Origin of the sequence: Escherichia sp. 93.0816, from assembly GCF_013368855.2 — a bacterium.
In the GTDB taxonomy this organism is placed as follows: Bacteria; Pseudomonadota; Gammaproteobacteria; order Enterobacterales; family Enterobacteriaceae; genus Escherichia; species Escherichia ruysiae.
In genome coordinates this window covers 201,737-218,990 of record NZ_JABWNC020000006.1, presented here as the reverse complement: position 1 = coordinate 218,990, position 17,254 = coordinate 201,737, and the positions used below count along the sequence as shown (strand labels likewise).

The 17,254-nt window shown below is 52.5% G+C and carries 17 protein-coding genes and 2 tRNA genes; 10 read left to right on the top strand and 9 right to left on the bottom strand.

Features of this window, described 5'->3' with window-relative positions; translation table 11 throughout:
- Positions 1–116 precede the first annotated feature (116 nt).
- The 7 genes from HEM79_RS09890 to pncC all read right to left on the bottom strand — a co-directional run bounded on the left by HEM79_RS09890 (position 117) and on the right by pncC (position 6,163).
- Positions 117–193, bottom strand: a tRNA-Arg gene (locus HEM79_RS09890).
- 3 nt (positions 194–196) lie between these two features.
- Positions 197–289 (bottom strand) — tRNA-Ser (locus tag HEM79_RS09885).
- A gap of 315 nt (positions 290–604) precedes the next feature.
- Positions 605–790 carry a carbon storage regulator CsrA gene (gene csrA, locus HEM79_RS09880; RefSeq protein WP_000906486.1) on the bottom strand — a complete coding sequence of 62 codons (186 nt, stop codon included), beginning with the start codon at positions 788–790 and terminating at the stop codon, positions 605–607.
- A 234-nt stretch (positions 791–1,024) separates the two neighbouring features.
- Positions 1,025–3,655 carry an alanine--tRNA ligase gene (gene alaS / locus HEM79_RS09875; RefSeq protein ID WP_000047207.1) on the bottom strand — a complete coding sequence of 877 codons (2,631 nt, stop codon included), beginning with the start codon at positions 3,653–3,655 and terminating at the stop codon, positions 1,025–1,027.
- A gap of 128 nt (positions 3,656–3,783) precedes the next feature.
- On the bottom strand, positions 3,784–4,284 hold the full coding sequence (recX, locus tag HEM79_RS09870) for a recombination regulator RecX (RefSeq protein ID WP_176241652.1): 501 nt from the start codon (positions 4,282–4,284) through the stop codon (positions 3,784–3,786).
- A 240-nt stretch (positions 4,285–4,524) separates the two neighbouring features.
- On the bottom strand, positions 4,525–5,586 hold the full coding sequence (gene recA / locus HEM79_RS09865) for a recombinase RecA (RefSeq protein WP_000963153.1): 1,062 nt from the start codon (positions 5,584–5,586) through the stop codon (positions 4,525–4,527).
- Positions 5,587–5,665: 79 nt separating this feature from the next.
- Positions 5,666–6,163, bottom strand: a complete 498-nt coding sequence (gene pncC / locus HEM79_RS09860; protein ID WP_176241653.1) for a nicotinamide-nucleotide amidase — start codon at positions 6,161–6,163, stop codon at positions 5,666–5,668.
- Positions 6,164–6,343: 180 nt separating this feature from the next.
- On the opposite strand from pncC, the gene HEM79_RS09855 reads away from it, so the two are divergent.
- A complete protein-coding gene (locus HEM79_RS09855) occupies positions 6,344–6,592 on the top strand; it encodes a hypothetical protein (protein WP_176241654.1) in 249 nt (82 codons plus the stop codon).
- Positions 6,593–6,630: 38 nt separating this feature from the next.
- Here HEM79_RS09855 and mltB read toward each other — a convergent pair whose 3' ends face one another.
- Positions 6,631–7,716, bottom strand: a complete 1,086-nt coding sequence (gene mltB / locus HEM79_RS09850; protein ID WP_012311623.1) for a lytic murein transglycosylase B — start codon at positions 7,714–7,716, stop codon at positions 6,631–6,633.
- A 255-nt stretch (positions 7,717–7,971) separates the two neighbouring features.
- Between mltB and srlA the strand changes: the two genes are divergently transcribed.
- The 7 genes from srlA (at position 7,972) to gutQ (ending at position 12,932) form a co-directional block, all read left to right on the top strand.
- A complete protein-coding gene (gene srlA / locus HEM79_RS09845) occupies positions 7,972–8,535 on the top strand; it encodes a PTS glucitol/sorbitol transporter subunit IIC (RefSeq protein ID WP_000573315.1) in 564 nt (187 codons plus the stop codon).
- A complete protein-coding gene (gene srlE, locus HEM79_RS09840) occupies positions 8,532–9,491 on the top strand; it encodes a PTS glucitol/sorbitol transporter subunit IIB (protein ID WP_176241655.1) in 960 nt (319 codons plus the stop codon). The genes srlA and srlE overlap by 4 nt, the downstream gene beginning before the upstream one ends.
- Positions 9,492–9,501: 10 nt before the next feature.
- Positions 9,502–9,873, top strand: coding sequence for a PTS glucitol/sorbitol transporter subunit IIA (srlB, locus tag HEM79_RS09835; protein WP_000216197.1), 372 nt, complete (start codon positions 9,502–9,504; stop codon positions 9,871–9,873).
- 3 nt (positions 9,874–9,876) lie between these two features.
- Positions 9,877–10,656: a sorbitol-6-phosphate dehydrogenase gene (srlD, locus tag HEM79_RS09830; protein ID WP_176241656.1), complete on the top strand. Its 780-nt coding sequence runs from the start codon at positions 9,877–9,879 to the stop codon at positions 10,654–10,656.
- Between the two features lie 118 nt (positions 10,657–10,774).
- A complete protein-coding gene (gene gutM, locus HEM79_RS09825) occupies positions 10,775–11,134 on the top strand; it encodes a transcriptional regulator GutM (RefSeq protein ID WP_176241657.1) in 360 nt (119 codons plus the stop codon).
- A 66-nt stretch (positions 11,135–11,200) separates the two neighbouring features.
- Positions 11,201–11,974, top strand: coding sequence for a glucitol operon DNA-binding transcriptional repressor SrlR (gene srlR / locus HEM79_RS09820; RefSeq protein ID WP_176241658.1), 774 nt, complete (start codon positions 11,201–11,203; stop codon positions 11,972–11,974).
- Entirely contained in the window at positions 11,967–12,932 is a 966-nt protein-coding gene (gene gutQ, locus HEM79_RS09815) for an arabinose-5-phosphate isomerase GutQ (protein WP_001287440.1), read from the top strand. The genes srlR and gutQ overlap by 8 nt, the downstream gene beginning before the upstream one ends.
- On the opposite strand, the gene norR is transcribed toward gutQ, so the two are convergent.
- Positions 12,929–14,443, bottom strand: coding sequence for a nitric oxide reductase transcriptional regulator NorR (gene norR / locus HEM79_RS09810; protein ID WP_176241659.1), 1,515 nt, complete (start codon positions 14,441–14,443; stop codon positions 12,929–12,931). The genes gutQ and norR overlap by 4 nt on opposite strands.
- Positions 14,444–14,629: 186 nt before the next feature.
- On the opposite strand from norR, the gene norV reads away from it, so the two are divergent.
- A complete protein-coding gene (norV, locus tag HEM79_RS09805) occupies positions 14,630–16,069 on the top strand; it encodes an anaerobic nitric oxide reductase flavorubredoxin (RefSeq protein WP_176241660.1) in 1,440 nt (479 codons plus the stop codon).
- On the top strand, positions 16,066–17,199 hold the full coding sequence (gene norW, locus HEM79_RS09800; protein ID WP_176241661.1) for an NADH:flavorubredoxin reductase NorW: 1,134 nt from the start codon (positions 16,066–16,068) through the stop codon (positions 17,197–17,199). The genes norV and norW overlap by 4 nt, the downstream gene beginning before the upstream one ends.
- Positions 17,200–17,254 lie beyond the last annotated feature (55 nt).

The window sequence follows — 17,254 nt, the reverse complement described above, 5'->3', positions numbered from 1 at the left end:
CCTCCGACCGCTCGGTTCGTAGCCGAGTACTCTATCCAGCTGAGCTACGGATGCATCGGGAAAATTATTTTACTGCTGATATTGATATCGCTACGAAAGCTATATCAAGTAAGAGATGGTGCATCCGGGAGGATTCGAACCTCCGACCGCTCGGTTCGTAGCCGAGTACTCTATCCAGCTGAGCTACGGATGCAAATGGCGGTGAGGCGGGGATTCGAACCCCGGATGCAGCTTTTGACCGCATACTCCCTTAGCAGGGGAGCGCCTTCAGCCTCTCGGCCACCTCACCACACGCCTCTTACGAGTGCTTCGAAGAACTTGTTTATCGCTCATCGTCGCTGCGTGGCGCACATATTACTTTCTGAGACTTATAAGTCAAACAATTTTTCCCACACTTTTATCGTTTGCACACTTCACGCTCAATTAGACTGTAAAAACGTCAAAAAGAGTGTTTTATCAACAGAAAAAATGGCCTATGACAGGCAGGCGTGATGCAGAAAAATGGATGTTAACGTTGAATGAACGGGAGTAACGCGAAAAGAAAATGAAGTGAAGGAGAGATTTTGAGGGTGCGTCTCACCGTTAAAGATGAGACGCGGAAAGATTAGTAACTGGACTGCTGGGATTTTTCAGCCTGGATACGCTGGTAGATCTCTTCACGGTGAACAGAAACTTCCTTCGGGGCATTTACGCCAATACGTACCTGGTTGCCCTTTACCCCTAAAACTGTCACGGTGACCTCATCCCCAATCATGAGGGTCTCACCAACTCGACGAGTCAGAATCAGCATTCTTTGCTCCTTGAAAGATTAAAAGAGTCGGGTCTCTCTGTATCCCGGCATTATCCATCATATAACGCCAAAAAGTAAGCAATGACAAACACATTACATGTAAGCAGTCATGGCATTACATTCTGTTAAACCTAAGTTTAGCCGATATACACAACTTCAACCTGACTTTATCGTTGTCGATAGCGTTGATGCGAATGCCGTGGAGCAAGTCCACGGCATTGCCTGACGCTAATATTATTGCAATTTCGCGCTGACCCAGCCTTTCACACTGGCTAACGCTGCAGGTAAGGCCGCAGCATCCGTACCACCGGCTTGTGCCATGTCAGGACGTCCACCACCCTTGCCGCCCACCTGCTGAGCGACCATACCAATCAGTTCCCCTGCTTTCACACGATCTGTGACGTCCTTAGATACGCCTGCAATCAGAGAAACCTTACCTTCGGCTACCGTTGCCAGCACGATAATTGTCGACCCCAGCTGATTTTTTAAATCGTCAACCATGGTACGCAACATCTTCGGCTCAACACCGTTAAGCTCGCTAACCAACAGCTTAACACCATTAACATCAATTGCCTTACTGGAAAGATTTGCACTCTCCTGCGCGGCAGCCTGTTCTTTAAGCTGTTGTAGCTCTTTTTCCAACTGACGCGTACGTTCCAGTACTGAACGAACTTTATCAGCCAGATTATTGCTATCGCCTTTCAGCAGATGCGCAACTTCGCTTAAGCGATCGCTGTCTGCATGAACGGTGGCAATAGCGCCTTCTCCGGTTACAGCTTCGATACGACGAACGCCCGCAGCAGTACCCGATTCAGAGATAATACGGAACAGACCGATATCACCGGTGCGGCTGGCGTGAGTACCGCCACACAGCTCTGTGGAGAAATCGCCCATGCTCAGTACACGTACACGTTCATCATACTTCTCGCCAAATAGCGCCATCGCGCCTTTCGCTTTCGCAGCCTCGAGATCCATGATGTTGGTTTCGATCGGCAAGTTACGACGAATCTGTGCGTTAACCAGATCCTCTACGGCACGAATTTCCTCTGGTTTCATCGCTTCATTATGTGAGAAGTCGAAACGCAGCACTTTGTCGTTAACCAGAGAACCTTTCTGCGATACATGAGTCCCCAGAATCTGGCGCAGCGCGGCGTGCATCAAGTGCGTTGCGGAGTGATTCAGACGAATACGAGCGCGACGAGCCTCATCAACATCAGCCTGCACCGCGTCGCCCACTTTCAGAGACCCCGCAGCAAGTTTACCGATGTGGCCAATCGCCTGGCCGTATTTCTGCGTATCTTCTACCGCAAAGGAGAAGTTTGCGCCTTTCAGTTCGCCTTTATCGCCAACCTGACCGCCAGATTCTGCATAGAATGGCGTTTGATCCAGCACAACTACCGCTTCCTGGCCTGCATTGATGGCATCAACCGCTTTACCATCAACAAACAGCGCGGTCACTTTGCCGTTCAGTTCCAGATGGTCATAGCCTTTAAATTCAGATGCACTGTCAACACGGATCATTGCGTTATAATCGGCACCAAAGCCGCTGGCTTCGCGCGCACGACGACGCTGCTCTTCCATTGCTGCTTCAAAGCCAGCTTCGTCAACTTTGATGTTGCGCTCACGACAAACGTCAGCCGTCAGGTCAACCGGGAAGCCGTAAGTGTCGTACAAACGGAAAGCGGTTTCGCCATCCAGCGTATCACCAGAAAGCTTCGCCAGCTCTTCATCCAGCAGCGCCAGACCGCGCTCCAGAGTACGCGCAAACTGCTCTTCTTCAGTTTTCAGCACCTGCTCAACCTGAGCCTGTTGGCGTTTCAGGTCTTCACCCGCAGAACCCATGACCTCGATCAGTGGCCCCACCAGCTTGTAGAAGAAGGTTTCTTTCGCGCCCAGCATATTGCCGTGACGCACCGCGCGACGAATGATACGACGCAGTACATAACCACGGTTTTCGTTGGACGGCATTACGCCATCCGCGATCAGGAACGCACAAGAACGAATGTGGTCAGCGATTACGCGCAGCGATTTGTTGCTTAGATCGGTCGCGCCAGTGACTTTCGCTACCGCCTGGATCAGCGTGCGGAACAGGTCGATGTCATAGTTAGAGTTAACATGTTGCAGCACCGCAGCAATACGCTCCAGACCCATACCGGTATCTACAGACGGCTTCGGCAGCGGTTCCATCGTGCCATCCGCCTGACGGTTGAACTGCATGAAGACGATGTTCCAGATCTCAATGTAGCGGTCGCCGTCTTCTTCCGGACTTCCCGGAGGGCCACCCCAGATGTGGTCACCATGATCGTAGAAAATTTCAGTACACGGGCCGCACGGACCAGTGTCACCCATCTGCCAGAAGTTATCAGACGCGTATGGCGCACCTTTGTTATCGCCGATACGGATAATGCGTTCACGCGGGATACCAACTTCTTTTTCCCAGATTTCGTAGGCTTCGTCGTCGCTTTCATAGACGGTAACCCACAGACGCTCTTTCGGCAGAGCAAACCATTTTTCGCTGGTCAGTAATTCCCATGCAAACTGAATGGCATCGTGTTTGAAATAGTCGCCGAAGCTGAAGTTGCCCAGCATCTCGAAGAAGGTATGGTGACGCGCGGTGTAACCGACGTTTTCCAGGTCGTTGTGTTTACCACCCGCACGCACGCAGCGTTGGGAGGTGGTAGCGCGGGAATAATTACGCTTGTCGAGCCCAAGGAACACATCCTTGAACTGGTTCATCCCGGCGTTGGTAAACAACAAAGTTGGGTCGTTATGGGGGACCAGGGAGCTGCTGGCAACTACCTGATGTCCCTTACTATGGAAAAAGTCGAGAAACGCCTGACGGATCTCAGCGGTGCTCTTGCTCATAATTATCCTGAAATCAAGCTAACGAAATATCGCCACCAGCAGCAGCAAGTTAATAACCGCTGGGCTGGTAACTGAAAAGTGGGAATAAGATAAGTTTTCTTGACTGGGAAGTAAAATACCGTATGCGTTCAGTCGGCAAAATTTCGCCAAATCTCCTGGATATCTTCCATCAGATAGCCACGATAGAGCAGAAAACGCTGGATCTTAACTTTTTCTGAAAAGACTGTTGGTAGCGGTTCGCCATATTTTCGCGTCGCCTGGTCACGCGCCAGTTCGCACCAGTCGATGTCACATTCACGCATCGCTTTTTCTGTGGCCTCTCGGGAGATACCTTTCTGGTTCAGTTCCTGACGAATACGCGCTGGTCCATAACCTTTACGGCTACGGCTGGCGATAAAGCGCGCAACAAATCGGCTGTCATCGAGATAGCCATGTTCATGGCACCAGGCAATAACACGTTCATAATCTTCTGCCGTGGCATCAATCTCTTCCGGGCCATTTTTGCCCATAATCGGTGCTGAGAGTTTACGTCGCAATTCTTGCTCGCTGTGATCGCGTACCGCCAGAATGCGTACCGCACGATCCAACAGGCGGGCATATGCCGGACGACGGGATGTTGATTCTGTCATGGCATATCCTTAAAACTTAAAAAGCAAAAGGGTCGCAAATGCGACCCAAGTTTTGCTGACAAACAGGTTTAATAGTCAATGAGTGGCAGGATTTCCCCGCAGGCCCTGCCTGCCACTCAGAGGATCGAGGTGAGAGTAATTTTTCACGCCAGTGCTGGCCTGTTCCCCTCACCCTAACCCTCTCCCCAAAGGGGCGAGGGAACCGTCCGTGCACACATTATCTATTATCATAACTAACGATTAAAAATCTTCGTTAGTTTCTGCTACGCCTTCGCTGTCATCTACAGAGAAATCCGGCGTTGAGTTCGGGTTGCTCAGCAGCAGCTCACGCACTTTCTTCTCGATCTCTTTCGCGGTTTCCGGGTTGTCTTTCAGCCATGCAGTTGCATTCGCTTTACCCTGGCCGATTTTCTCGCCTTTGTAGCTGTACCATGCACCCGCTTTCTCGATCAGCTTCTCTTTCACGCCCAGGTCAACCAGCTCGCCGTAGAAGTTAATACCTTCGCCGTAGAGGATCTGGAATTCAGCCTGTTTAAATGGCGCAGCGATTTTGTTCTTCACGACTTTCACACGGGTTTCGCTACCCACCACGTTTTCTCCCTCTTTCACCGCACCGATACGACGGATATCAAGACGAACAGAGGCGTAGAATTTCAGCGCGTTACCACCGGTTGTGGTTTCCGGGTTACCGAACATCACACCAATTTTCATACGGATCTGGTTGATGAAGATCAGCAGCGTGTTGGACTGTTTCAGGTTACCCGCCAGCTTACGCATCGCCTGGCTCATCATACGTGCCGCAAGGCCCATATGAGAGTCGCCGATTTCGCCTTCGATTTCCGCTTTCGGCGTCAGTGCCGCAACGGAGTCAACGACGATAACGTCTACGGCGCCAGAACGCGCCAGGGCGTCACAGATTTCCAGTGCCTGCTCGCCGGTGTCCGGCTGAGAGCACAGCAGGTTATCGATATCGACCCCCAGTTTACGTGCGTAGACCGGGTCCAGCGCGTGTTCTGCATCGATAAACGCACAGGTTTTACCTTCGCGCTGCGCAGCAGCAATAACCTGCAGAGTCAGTGTCGTTTTACCGGAAGATTCCGGTCCGTAGATTTCGACGATACGACCCATCGGCAGACCGCCTGCCCCTAGCGCGATATCCAGTGAAAGCGAACCGGTAGAGATGGTTTCCACATCCATAGAACGGTCTTCACCCAGGCGCATGATGGAGCCTTTACCAAATTGTTTCTCAATCTGGCCCAGTGCTGCCGCCAACGCTTTCTGTTTGTTTTCGTCGATAGCCATTTTTACTCCTGTCATGCCGGGTATTACCGGATAGTCAATATATTCTGTTGAAGCAATTATACTGTATGCTCATACAGTATCAAGTGTTTTGTAGAAATTGTTGCCACAACGTCTGCAATGCATAAGCCGTCGCCTGACGACGCACCGCATCACGGTCACCGCTGAAGCATTCCCGGCGGGTAATACCTTCGCCGCTGGCTGAAGCAAAAGCAAACCAGACAGTGCCAACTGGCTTCTCTTCGCTGCCGCCATCCGGCCCGGCGATACCGCTGATAGAAACGGCATAATCGGCACGAGCCGCTTTCAGGGCGCCAATCGCCATTTCCACCACGACGGGTTCACTCACCGCGCCATGCTGCACCAGCGTCTCATCTCGCACGCCGATCATCTGCGATTTGGCCTCGTTACTGTAGGTGACAAATCCGCGTTCAAACCAGGCGGAACTGCCAGCAATATCAGTAATAACTTTCGCTACCCAGCCACCGGTACAAGATTCAGCGGTTGTTACGATTGCGCCACGGGCTTTCAGCGCCTGCCCTACCTGCTCGCTTAATTGCATCAGTTCACTGTCAGTCATCACAACCTCTATCAGTCAGATATTTATGCCGGACAAGATAGCACTTTCCCGTAAAAGATGGGGACGAGCGATTCATTTTACGAGTCGCATTCCGAAATAAGACTGTTACGACCAACCAGTAAAGAAAAAAGCTACCATGCCGCGTTCGCATTGATATGTATTCATAGGGAGAGAAAAGTAATGGCAACAAAGAAAACGGATAACACCCCACAAAACGTACTCAAACAGACCACGCAAATGCGTATGTGGGTCACCATTGGCGGCATCAGCGCCCTGGTTGCAGTGGTATGTAAGATTTTATCTTCCGGCTATCTTGAACCTTTCGATTTTGGTCAAGCTGCGTTAGGCGTTGTCTGCCTGGGATATACAGTGTCGCTGTCTAAGAAAATCAAACAATTACGTCAGCAATCTCTTTCGAATAAACAGTAAGATAGCAGAGGGAGGTTTAACCTCCCTCTTGCAAAGAGTTACTGTACGCGCGCCAGCGCCACGGCTTGTCCTAACTGCCAGACCGCCATTGCGTAGTGAGTGCTGTGGTTGTAACGGGTAATAGTGTAGAAGTTCGGCAAACCGTACCAGTACTGATACCCCGTCCCGACATCCAGACGCAGCAAGCTGGCCTGCTGATGATTGCCCAGTGGCTGCTGTGGCGTCAGCCCTGCCGCTGCAAGTTGTGAAATGCTGTACTTGGTTTTGAAGCCATTTGGCAACCCCGGTGCCTGACCATTTGCCATTACAGCGACCTGATCGCCTTTCACCCAGCCATGCGCTTTGAAATAGTTCGCCACGCTGCCAATGGCATCAACCGGGTCCCACAGGTTGATATGCCCGTCGCCGCTGAAATCCACGGCGTATTGTTTGTAAGACGACGGCATAAACTGACCGTAGCCCATTGCACCGGCAAAGGAACCTTTCAGATTGAGCGGATCGTCCTGCTCATCGCGCGCCATTAGCAGGAAGGTTTCCAGCTCACCAGAGAAATACTCCGCGCGGCGCGGGTAGTTAAATGACAGCGTCGCCAACGCATCGAGGATGCGAGTTTTACCCATCACGCGTCCCCAGCGGGTTTCAACGCCGATAATCCCGACGATAATTTCCGGCGGTACGCCATACACCTGCCACGCGCGATTCAGCGCATCTTCATACTGGTTCCAGAAAACCACGCCGTTCTGCACGTTATCCGGCGTAATAAATTTTTTGCGATAACGCAGCCATGCGCCGTTCGGGCCTGATGGCGGCTTCACTGATGTGGTTGGTGCCTGGTTATCCATCAGCCGCAGTACCGAATCCAGACGTTTCGCCTGGGAGAGGATTTCCTGCAACTGCTGACGATTGAAGCCGTGTTTGTTCACCATTTTGTCGATGAACTGCTGCGCATTCGGATTGTTAGCGAAGTCACCACCCATCTGCATCACATTGTGCTGCGGCTCAAGCAGGAAGCCGCCGGACGGCGTTCCGGTGGTCGTTTCAGTCTCAGTAGGTTTTGGCTTGCTGCTACAGGCGGCAAGCAACACAAAAAGGGGAAGCAATGTTACATAACGACGCTTGAACATGAGGAGTCCATTTAACAGATTCAACCAGGGGCAAGTATGGTAAAGCATCCCGCCCCGCACAAGGAAGCGGTAGTCACTGCCCAATACGGACTTTACATAACACAAATCACCTTCCTCACCATCCTTTTAACTAAACTTTCAAATTAAAATATTTATCTTTCATTTTGCGATCAAAATAACACTTTTAAATCTTTCAATTTGATTAGATTGGGTTGCCGTTTGGTAATAAAACAATAAATTCTGAAGGAGTGAACAATGATAGAAACCATTACTCATGGCGCAGAGTGGTTCATCGGGCTGTTCCAGAAAGGTGGAGAGGTGTTTACCGGGATGGTGACCGGCATTCTTCCGCTGTTGATAAGCCTGCTGGTAATCATGAACGCGCTGATTAATTTTATCGGGCAGCACCGCATTGAACGATTTGCTCAACGTTGCGCCGGCAATCCTGTTTCCCGTTACCTGCTATTACCGTGTATTGGCACGTTTGTTTTTTGTAACCCAATGACCTTAAGCCTGGGCCGTTTTATGCCGGAAAAGTTCAAACCCAGCTATTACGCGGCGGCTTCTTATAGCTGCCACTCAATGAACGGTCTCTTCCCTCATATCAACCCTGGTGAACTGTTTGTTTATCTGGGAATTGCCAGCGGTCTGACGACGCTGAATCTGCCACTTGGCCCACTGGCAGTGAGCTACCTGCTGGTTGGTCTGGTTACGAACTTTTTCCGTGGCTGGGTGACCGACCTGACCACCGCCATTTTCGAGAGAAAGATGGGCATTCAACTTGAACAGAAAGTTCACCTGGCAGGAGCGACATCATGACGCGTATTCGGATCGAAAAAGGCACTGGTGGCTGGGGTGGCCCGCTTGAACTGGAAGCCACGCCAGGTAAAAAAATCGTCTATATCACCGCCGGAACCCGGCCTGCAATTGTCGACAAACTGGCACAGCTTACTGGCTGGCAGGCTATCGACGGCTTTAAAGAAGGTGAACCAGCGGAAGCGGAAATCGGCGTTGCAGTAATCGACTGCGGCGGCACACTGCGCTGCGGCATCTATCCAAAACGGCGTATTCCCACCATTAATATCCATTCGACAGGCAAGTCCGGTCCACTGGCGCAGTACATCGTGGAGGATATTTATGTCTCTGGCGTGAAAGAAGAGAACATTACCGCCATTGACGTTGTTGCCCCACAATCTTCTTCCGTTGGCCGTGACTACGACGCCAGCAAGAAAATCACCGAACAAAGCGATGGTTTACTGGCGAAAGTGGGAATGGGCATGGGGTCTGCCGTTGCCGTGCTGTTTCAGTCCGGGCGCGACACTATCGATACCGTATTAAAAACCATTCTGCCGTTTATGGCGTTCGTCTCGGCGCTCATCGGCATCATTATGGCCTCCGGCCTTGGAGACTGGATTGCCCACGGTCTTGCTCCGCTGGCGAGCCATCCACTGGGTCTGGTCATGCTGGCGCTCATCTGCTCCTTCCCGCTGCTTTCGCCTTTCCTCGGCCCAGGCGCCGTTATTGCGCAGGTTATCGGCGTATTGATTGGTGTGCAGATTGGTCTCGGCAATATTCCGCCGCATCTGGCTTTACCGGCGCTGTTTGCCATCAACGCGCAGGCGGCCTGCGACTTTATCCCGGTCGGTTTATCGCTGGCGGAAGCCCGTCAGGACACGGTTCGCGTCGGCGTCCCTTCTGTACTGGTGAGCCGCTTTTTGACCGGCGCACCAACTGTACTGATCGCCTGGTTTGTCTCCGGTTTTATCTATCAATAGAGGCTGAAACATGACCGTTATTTATCAGACCACCATCACCCGTATCGGCGCGAGCGCCACTGACGCCTTCAGCGACCAGATGCTCATCACCTTTCGTGAAGGCGCACCTGCGGATCTCGAAGAGTATTGCTTCATCCATTGCCACGGCGAATTGAAAGGTGAACTCCATCCCGGTTTGCAATTTTCTCTCGGGCAGCATCGCTATCCGGTGACCGCCGTTGGCAGCGTGGCGGAGAACAATCTTCGCGAACTGGGTCATGTCACCCTGCGCTTCGATGGTTTAAGCGAAGCGGAATTTCCGGGCACTGTCCATGTGGCAGGCCCTGTACCCGACGATATCGCGCCGGGATCGGTTTTGAAGTTTGAATCTGTTAAGGAGTAAAAAATGAATCAGGTTGCCGTTGTCATTGGTGGTGGGCAAACCTTAGGCGCGTTCCTGTGCCACGGTCTGGCTGCCGAGGGGTATCGCGTCGCGGTTGTCGATATTCAGAGCGACAAAGCCGCAAATGTGGCACAAGAAATTAACGCCGAATATGGTGAAGGAACAGCGTACGGTTTTGGTGCTGACGCCACCAGCGAGCAAAGCGTTCTGGCGCTCTCTCGTGGGGTAGATGAAATCTTTGGTCGCGTGGATTTGCTGGTCTACAGCGCCGGAATAGCAAAAGCAGCCTTTATCAGCGATTTCCAGCTCGGCGATTTTGACCGTTCGCTACAGGTGAATCTGGTGGGCTATTTCCTGTGCGCGCGTGAATTTTCGCGTTTGATGATCCGCGACGGCATTCAGGGACGCATTATTCAGATCAACTCGAAATCCGGCAAGGTGGGCAGTAAACATAACTCTGGCTACAGCGCCGCGAAATTTGGTGGCGTAGGGCTGACTCAATCACTGGCGCTGGATCTGGCAGAGTACGGCATTACGGTGCATTCGCTGATGCTCGGTAACCTGCTGAAATCGCCGATGTTCCAGTCACTGTTGCCGCAATACGCCACCAAGCTGGGTATCAAACCGGACGAAGTCGAGCACTATTACATCGATAAAGTACCGCTCAAACGCGGCTGCGATTATCAGGATGTGCTGAATATGCTGCTGTTCTACGCCAGTCCCAAAGCGTCGTACTGCACCGGACAGTCAATCAATGTCACCGGTGGTCAGGTGATGTTCTGATCAACAGCGGAGATCCTTTTAGGATTTCAGACTGATGACAATGTTCAAAAAGGGTTCGGACGATCCCCTCGCCTCTTTGGGGTGAGGGGGAAAAACGTACCCACATTTAGGAGAAGTTATGGTATCAGCTCTCATCACCGTCGCCGTTATCGCCTGGTGTGCGCAACTGGCCTTAGGCGGCTGGCAAATTTCTCGTTTTAATCGAGCCTTCGACGCGCTCTGCCAGCAAGGGCGCGTCGGTGTAGGTCGTTCCAGTGGGCGCTTTAAGCCACGGGTCGTGGTCGCCATCGCCCTGGACGATCAGCAGCGCGTCACCGACACCTTGTTTATGAAAGGACTGACCGTTTTCGCCCGACCACAAAAAATTCCCGCAATTAAGGGTATGTATTCTGGTGATTTAAAGCCCGATGTGATCTTTCCCCATGATCCACTATCACAGAATGCTCTATCATTGGCGCTTAAACTGAAACGTGGATAATTTCGTTGTGAATGTTACTAGCTTGCGAAGTTATCATTTTGAAACCTAAATCAGGTAATCACGCCCATGAAACCTCGTCAGCGTCAGGCCGCCATTCTGGAGTATCTGCAAAAGCAGGGGAAATGCTCGGTTGAAGAATTGGCGCAATACTTTGACACCACAGGCACCACCATTCGCAAAGATCTGGTTATTCTGGAACATGCCGGAACCGTCATCCGAACCTATGGCGGCGTGGTGTTAAATAAAGAGGAATCCGATCCGCCTATCGATCATAAAACGCTCATCAACACCCACAAGAAAGAGCTGATTGCAGAAGCTGCCGTCAGTTTTATTCATGATGGCGATTCGATCATTCTTGATGCTGGCAGTACCGTATTGCAGATGGTGCCCCTGCTCTCGCGCTTTAATAACATCACAGTGATGACCAACAGCCTGCATATCGTCAAGGCGCTATCCGAACTGGATAATGAACAAACTATCCTGATGCCAGGCGGAACGTTTCGTAAAAAATCGGCCTCATTTCACGGGCAGCTGGCAGAGAATGCCTTCGAACATTTCACCTTCGACAAATTGTTTATGGGCACCGACGGCATCGATCTCAATGCGGGCGTAACCACGTTCAACGAGGTTTATACCGTCAGTAAGGCAATGTGCAATGCCGCGCGCGAAGTGATTTTGATGGCGGACTCATCAAAGTTTGGCCGTAAAAGCCCCAACGTAGTTTGCAGTCTTGAAAGCGTCGATAAGCTAATTACCGACGCAGGTATCGATCCGGCGTTTCGTCAGGCGCTGGAAGAGAAAGGGATCGACGTGATCATAACCGGAGAGAGCAATGAGTGAAGCACTACTGAACGCGGGACGTCAGACGTTAACGCTGGAGTTGCAGGAAGCAAGTCGTTTACCGGAACGTCTGGGCGATGATTTTGTTCGCGCCGCCAATATCATCCTGCACTGCGAAGGCAAAGTGGTGGTTTCCGGAATCGGCAAATCGGGCCACATTGGTAAGAAAATCGCCGCAACGCTTGCCAGCACCGGCACACCGGCTTTTTTTGTCCATCCCGCAGAAGCACTGCACGGCGATCTGGGGATGATTGAAAGCCGCGATGTGATGCTGTTTATCTCTTACTCCGGTGGCGCGAAGGAACTGGATCTGATTATTCCGCGTCTGGAAGATAAATCTATCGCCCTGCTGGCGATGACCGGCAAACCGACGTCACCGCTGGGCCTGGCGGCAAAAGCGGTGCTGGATATCTCCGTAGAACGCGAAGCCTGTCCGATGCACCTTGCGCCGACCTCCAGCACCGTCAATACCCTGATGATGGGCGACGCGCTGGCGATGGCGGTCATGCAGGCGCGCGGATTTAATGAAGAAGATTTTGCCCGCTCCCACCCTGCCGGCGCGCTGGGCGCTCGCTTGCTGAATAAAGTACATCATCTGATGCGCCGTGATGATGCCATCCCGCAGGTAGCGTTAACCGCCAGCGTGATGGATGCGATGCTGGAACTCAGCCGCACCGGTCTGGGGCTGGTGGCAGTATGTGACGCTCAACAACAGGTACAAGGCGTCTTTACCGACGGCGATTTACGTCGCTGGCTGGTTGGCGGCGGCGCACTCACCACGCCGGTTAATGAAGCGATGACGACTGGCGGAACCACATTACAGGCACAAAGTCGCGCTATCGACGCCAAAGAGATCCTGATGAAGCGCAAAATCACCGCCGCACCGGTGGTGGATGAAAACGGCAAACTCACCGGCGCAATTAACCTGCAGGATTTCTATCAGGCCGGGATTATTTAATCCTTCAATCCCAGACGTTTCGCCAGCCGATGCAGGTTGGCGACGTCGGTTTCCAGCATCCGCGCGCAGGCGGCCCAGTTGTGATGATTTTGTGCCAGTGCCTGGCGAATGGTTTCACGCTGGAACGCTTCTGTCGCTTCACGCAGATTTTGCTTAACAACGGGCACCGCTGCCACTTCTGGCGGCGGCACCGTCACTTCTGGAAAAGCAAAATGTTGCGCCTCAAGAATCACTTCATCGCCGCTGCGGGTGGCTCTCGACAGTACTACCGCCCGATGAATAGCATGTTCCAGTTCGCGCACGTTTCCCGGAAAACTGTAGTGTTGCAGTAAATTTCGCGCTCCGGAACTTAACACTACGCGGGAGAGCCCCAGCCGCAAACGGCACTGCTCACAGAAATACCCCGCCAGAAGAGTGACGTCATCGCCCCGCTCACGCAGCGGCGGCACCGAAAGCGGAAACACGCTCAGGCGATGGAACAAATCGGCGCGGAATCGCCCTGCCAGCACCTCTTCACGCAAGTCGCGGTTAGTCGCCGCCAGCACGCGCACATCGACCCGCAAACTGCGGTCATCGCCAACGCGCTGAATATCGCCATACTGCAACACCCGCAGCAGCTTGGCCTGCAATGCCAACGACAGCTCGCCGATCTCATCGAGAAACAGCGTGCCGTTATCCGCCATTTCAAACTTCCCGCTGCGGTTACTGATAGCGCCAGTAAACGCTCCTTTCACATGCCCGAACAATTCACTTTCCGCCACACTTTCCGGCAGTGCGGCACAGTTGAGATAGACCAGCGGATTCACCGCCCGTGGCGAGGCTTCATGAATCGCTTTCGCCACCAGCTCCTTACCGGTTCCCGTCTCGCCGCTGATTAAGACGTTGAGATCGGACGCCGCCACAATCTCAATCTCTTTTTTCAGTTGCGTCATACCTGGCGACAGACCGATCATCTGCGTCTGTTTCACCGCTTCAAACGGCGCGGCATCGCCCGGCAGCATATTCTGGCTTTCCAGTTGTTCAATCAACAACGCATTGCTTAACGCTCCCGCCGCCAGCGCGGCAATCAGGCGTAACTCTTCGTCGCTGAAAACATCGAACTGATCGGGCTGCATCCCGTCGAGCGTCAGTGCGCCGATCAGGTTTTGTCCGGCAAACAATGGCAGACCAACGCAGGCGTGAACCTTCAAACTCTCCTGCCCGGGAATCAAACCGTCATAGGGATCGGGCAATTCGCTGTCTGCGGGAAAGCGCACCACATCACCCGCGCGAGCAATCGCTTCCAGCCGTGGATGACCTTCCAGCGCAAAGCGTCTACCGAGTACATCCTTCGCCAGCCCGTCGATGGCAAGCGGAATAAACTGCCGCGAGTCGTAACGTAGCAACGCAGACGCATCGCACTCCAGCACCTGACGCAGCGTGGTGATCAGGCGCTGAAAACGATCCTGATGACCAATCCCACGCTGCAATTCGATGGCGATATTCGCCAGCACATCAACGGAAAAACTCATCTTTGCCTCACTGTCAATTTGACTATATATATTGTCATATCGACCATTTTATTGATAGTCATTTTGACTACTCACTAATGAGCATAAATTAATTTATACATTAAAAACAATAAGATAAAAAACTGGCACGCAACCTGCAATTAACAAGACATCTTTTTAGAACACGCTGAATAAATTGAGGTTGCTATGTCTATTGTGGTGAAAAATAACATTCATTGGGTGGGTCAACGTGACTGGGAAGTACGTGATTTTCACGGCACGGAATATAAAACGCTGCGCGGCAGCAGCTACAACAGCTACCTCATTCGTGAAGAAAAAAACGTACTGATCGACACCGTCGACCATAAATTCAGCCGCGAATTTGTGCAGAACCTGCGTAATGAAATCGATCTGGCGGATATCGATTACATCGTGATTAACCATGCAGAAGAAGACCACGCCGGGGCGCTGACCGAACTAATGGCGCAAATTCCCGATACGCCGATCTACTGTACTGCCAACGCTATCGACTCAATAAATGGTCATCACCATCATCCAGAGTGGAATTTCAACGTGGTGAAAACCGGCGACACGCTGGATATCGGCAACGGCAAACAGCTCATTTTTGTCGAAACACCAATGCTGCACTGGCCGGACAGCATGATGACTTACCTGACGGGCGACGCGGTGCTGTTCAGTAACGATGCTTTCGGTCAGCACTACTGCGACGAGCATCTGTTCAACGATGAAGTGGATCAGACGGAGCTTTTCGAGCAGTGCCAGCGTTACTACGCCAATATCCTGACGCCGTTCAGCCGCCTGGTAACGCCGAAAATTACCGAGATCCTCGGCTTTAACTTACCAGTCGATATGATAGCCACTTCCCACGGCGTGGTGTGGCGCGATAACCCAACGCAGATTGTCGAGCTGTACCTGAAATGGGCGGCGGATTATCAGGAAGACAGAATAACCATTTTCTACGACACCATGTCGAATAACACCCGCATGATGGCTGACGCTATCGCCCAGGGGATCGCGGAAACCGACCCGCGCGTAGCGGTGAAAATTTTCAACGTCGCCCGTAGCGATAAAAACGAAATCCTGACCAATGTCTTCCGCTCAAAAGGTGTGCTGGTCGGTACTTCGACGATGAATAACGTGATGATGCCGAAAATCGCCGGGCTGGTGGAGGAGATGACCGGATTGCGCTTTCGTAACAAACGCGCCAGTGCTTTCGGCTCTCACGGCTGGAGCGGCGGTGCGGTGGATCGTCTTTCCACGCGCTTGCAGGATGCGGGTTTCGAAATGTCAATTAGCCTGAAAGCCAAATGGCGACCGGACCAGGACGCGCTGGAGTTATGCCGTGAACACGGTCGTGAAATTGCCCGTCAGTGGGCGCTTTCGCCGCTGCCACAGAGCACGGTGAATACGGTGGTTAAAGAAGAAACCAGTACCACCACGACGGCTGACCTCGGCTCACGGATGCAGTGCAGCGTCTGCCAGTGGATTTACGATCCGGCAAAAGGCGAGCCAATGCAGGACGTTGCACCTGGAACACCGTGGAGTGAAGTTCCGGACAACTTCCTGTGCCCGGAATGTTCACTCGGCAAAGACGTCTTTGACGAACTGGCATCGGAGGCAAAATGAGCAACGGCATTGTGATCATTGGTTCGGGCTTCGCCGCCCGCCAACTGGTGAAAAATATTCGCAAACAGGACGCCAGTATTCCATTAACCCTGATTGCCGCCGACAGCATGGATGAGTACAACAAACCTGACCTCAGCCATGTGATCAGTCAGGGGCAACGTGCCGACGACCTTACCCGCCAGACGGCAGGTGAATTTGCCGAGCAGTTTAATCTGCGCCTGTTTCCGCACACCTGGGTGACGGATATCGATGCCGAAGCCCATGTGGTGAAAAGTCAGAATAATCAGTGGCAATACGACAAGTTAGTGCTGGCAACCGGTGCCAGCGCCTTTGTCCCGCCAGTGCCCGGGCGTGAGTTAATGCTGACGTTAAATAGTCAGCAAGAGTATCGCGCCTGTGAAACGCAACTGCGGGATGCCCGACGCGTGTTGATTGTCGGCGGTGGTTTGATTGGTAGCGAACTGGCGATGGATTTTTGTCGTGCAGGCAAAGCGGTCACGCTAATCGACAACGATGCCAGTATTCTGGCATCGTTAATGCCACCGGAAGTAAGCAGCCGCTTGCAGCATCGGTTGACGGAGATGGGCGTTCATCTGCTGTTGAAATCTCAGTTGCAGGGGCTGGAAAAAACGGATTCTGGCATTCGGGCAACGCTGGATCGCCAACGCAGCATCGAAGTGGATGCGGTAATTGCCGCAACCGGACTGCGCCCGGAAACCGCCCTGGCACGACGCGCCGGGCTGACGATTAATCGCGGCGTTTGCGTCGATAGTTATCTGCAAACCAGTAATGCCGATATTTATGCGCTGGGCGATTGCGCAGAAATTAACGGTCAGGTACTGCCGTTCCTCCAGCCGATTCAACTTAGCGCGATGGTGCTGGCAAAAAATCTTCTCGGCAATAACACGCCGCTGAAACTACCGGCGATGCTGGTGAAAATCAAAACGCCGGAATTACCGCTGCATCTGGCAGGCGAAACCCAGCGTCAGGATTTACGCTGGCAGATTAATACCGAACGCCAGGGAATGGTGGCTCGCGGCGTTGACGATGCTGACCAGCTTCGCGCCTTTGTGGTCAGTGAGGATCGGATGAAAGAGGCATTTGGATTGTTGAAAACGTTGCCGGTGTAGGCATGGTTTTCTCCCTCGCCCAAAGGGCGAGGGGACTGTCCGCGCTCTTTCTACG

Excerpts from the sequence above, each read along its gene's own strand:
- csrA (WP_000906486.1), bottom strand. The coding sequence starts at position 790 with ATGCTGATTCTGACTCGTCGAGTTGGTGAGACCCTCATGATTGGGGAT.
- alaS (WP_000047207.1), bottom strand. The coding sequence starts at position 3,655 with ATGAGCAAGAGCACCGCTGAGATCCGTCAGGCGTTTCTCGACTTTTTC.
- recX (WP_176241652.1), bottom strand. The coding sequence starts at position 4,284 with ATGACAGAATCAACATCCCGTCGTCCGGCATATGCCCGCCTGTTGGAT.
- recA (WP_000963153.1), bottom strand. The coding sequence starts at position 5,586 with ATGGCTATCGACGAAAACAAACAGAAAGCGTTGGCGGCAGCACTGGGC.
- pncC (WP_176241653.1), bottom strand. The coding sequence starts at position 6,163 with ATGACTGACAGTGAACTGATGCAATTAAGCGAGCAGGTAGGGCAGGCG.
- HEM79_RS09855 (WP_176241654.1), top strand. The coding sequence starts at position 6,344 with ATGGCAACAAAGAAAACGGATAACACCCCACAAAACGTACTCAAACAG.
- mltB (WP_012311623.1), bottom strand. The coding sequence starts at position 7,716 with ATGTTCAAGCGTCGTTATGTAACATTGCTTCCCCTTTTTGTGTTGCTT.
- srlA (WP_000573315.1), top strand. The coding sequence starts at position 7,972 with ATGATAGAAACCATTACTCATGGCGCAGAGTGGTTCATCGGGCTGTTC.
- srlE (WP_176241655.1), top strand. The coding sequence starts at position 8,532 with ATGACGCGTATTCGGATCGAAAAAGGCACTGGTGGCTGGGGTGGCCCG.
- srlB (WP_000216197.1), top strand. The coding sequence starts at position 9,502 with ATGACCGTTATTTATCAGACCACCATCACCCGTATCGGCGCGAGCGCC.
- srlD (WP_176241656.1), top strand. The coding sequence starts at position 9,877 with ATGAATCAGGTTGCCGTTGTCATTGGTGGTGGGCAAACCTTAGGCGCG.
- gutM (WP_176241657.1), top strand. The coding sequence starts at position 10,775 with ATGGTATCAGCTCTCATCACCGTCGCCGTTATCGCCTGGTGTGCGCAA.
- srlR (WP_176241658.1), top strand. The coding sequence starts at position 11,201 with ATGAAACCTCGTCAGCGTCAGGCCGCCATTCTGGAGTATCTGCAAAAG.
- gutQ (WP_001287440.1), top strand. The coding sequence starts at position 11,967 with ATGAGTGAAGCACTACTGAACGCGGGACGTCAGACGTTAACGCTGGAG.
- norR (WP_176241659.1), bottom strand. The coding sequence starts at position 14,443 with ATGAGTTTTTCCGTTGATGTGCTGGCGAATATCGCCATCGAATTGCAG.
- norV (WP_176241660.1), top strand. The coding sequence starts at position 14,630 with ATGTCTATTGTGGTGAAAAATAACATTCATTGGGTGGGTCAACGTGAC.
- norW (WP_176241661.1), top strand. The coding sequence starts at position 16,066 with ATGAGCAACGGCATTGTGATCATTGGTTCGGGCTTCGCCGCCCGCCAA.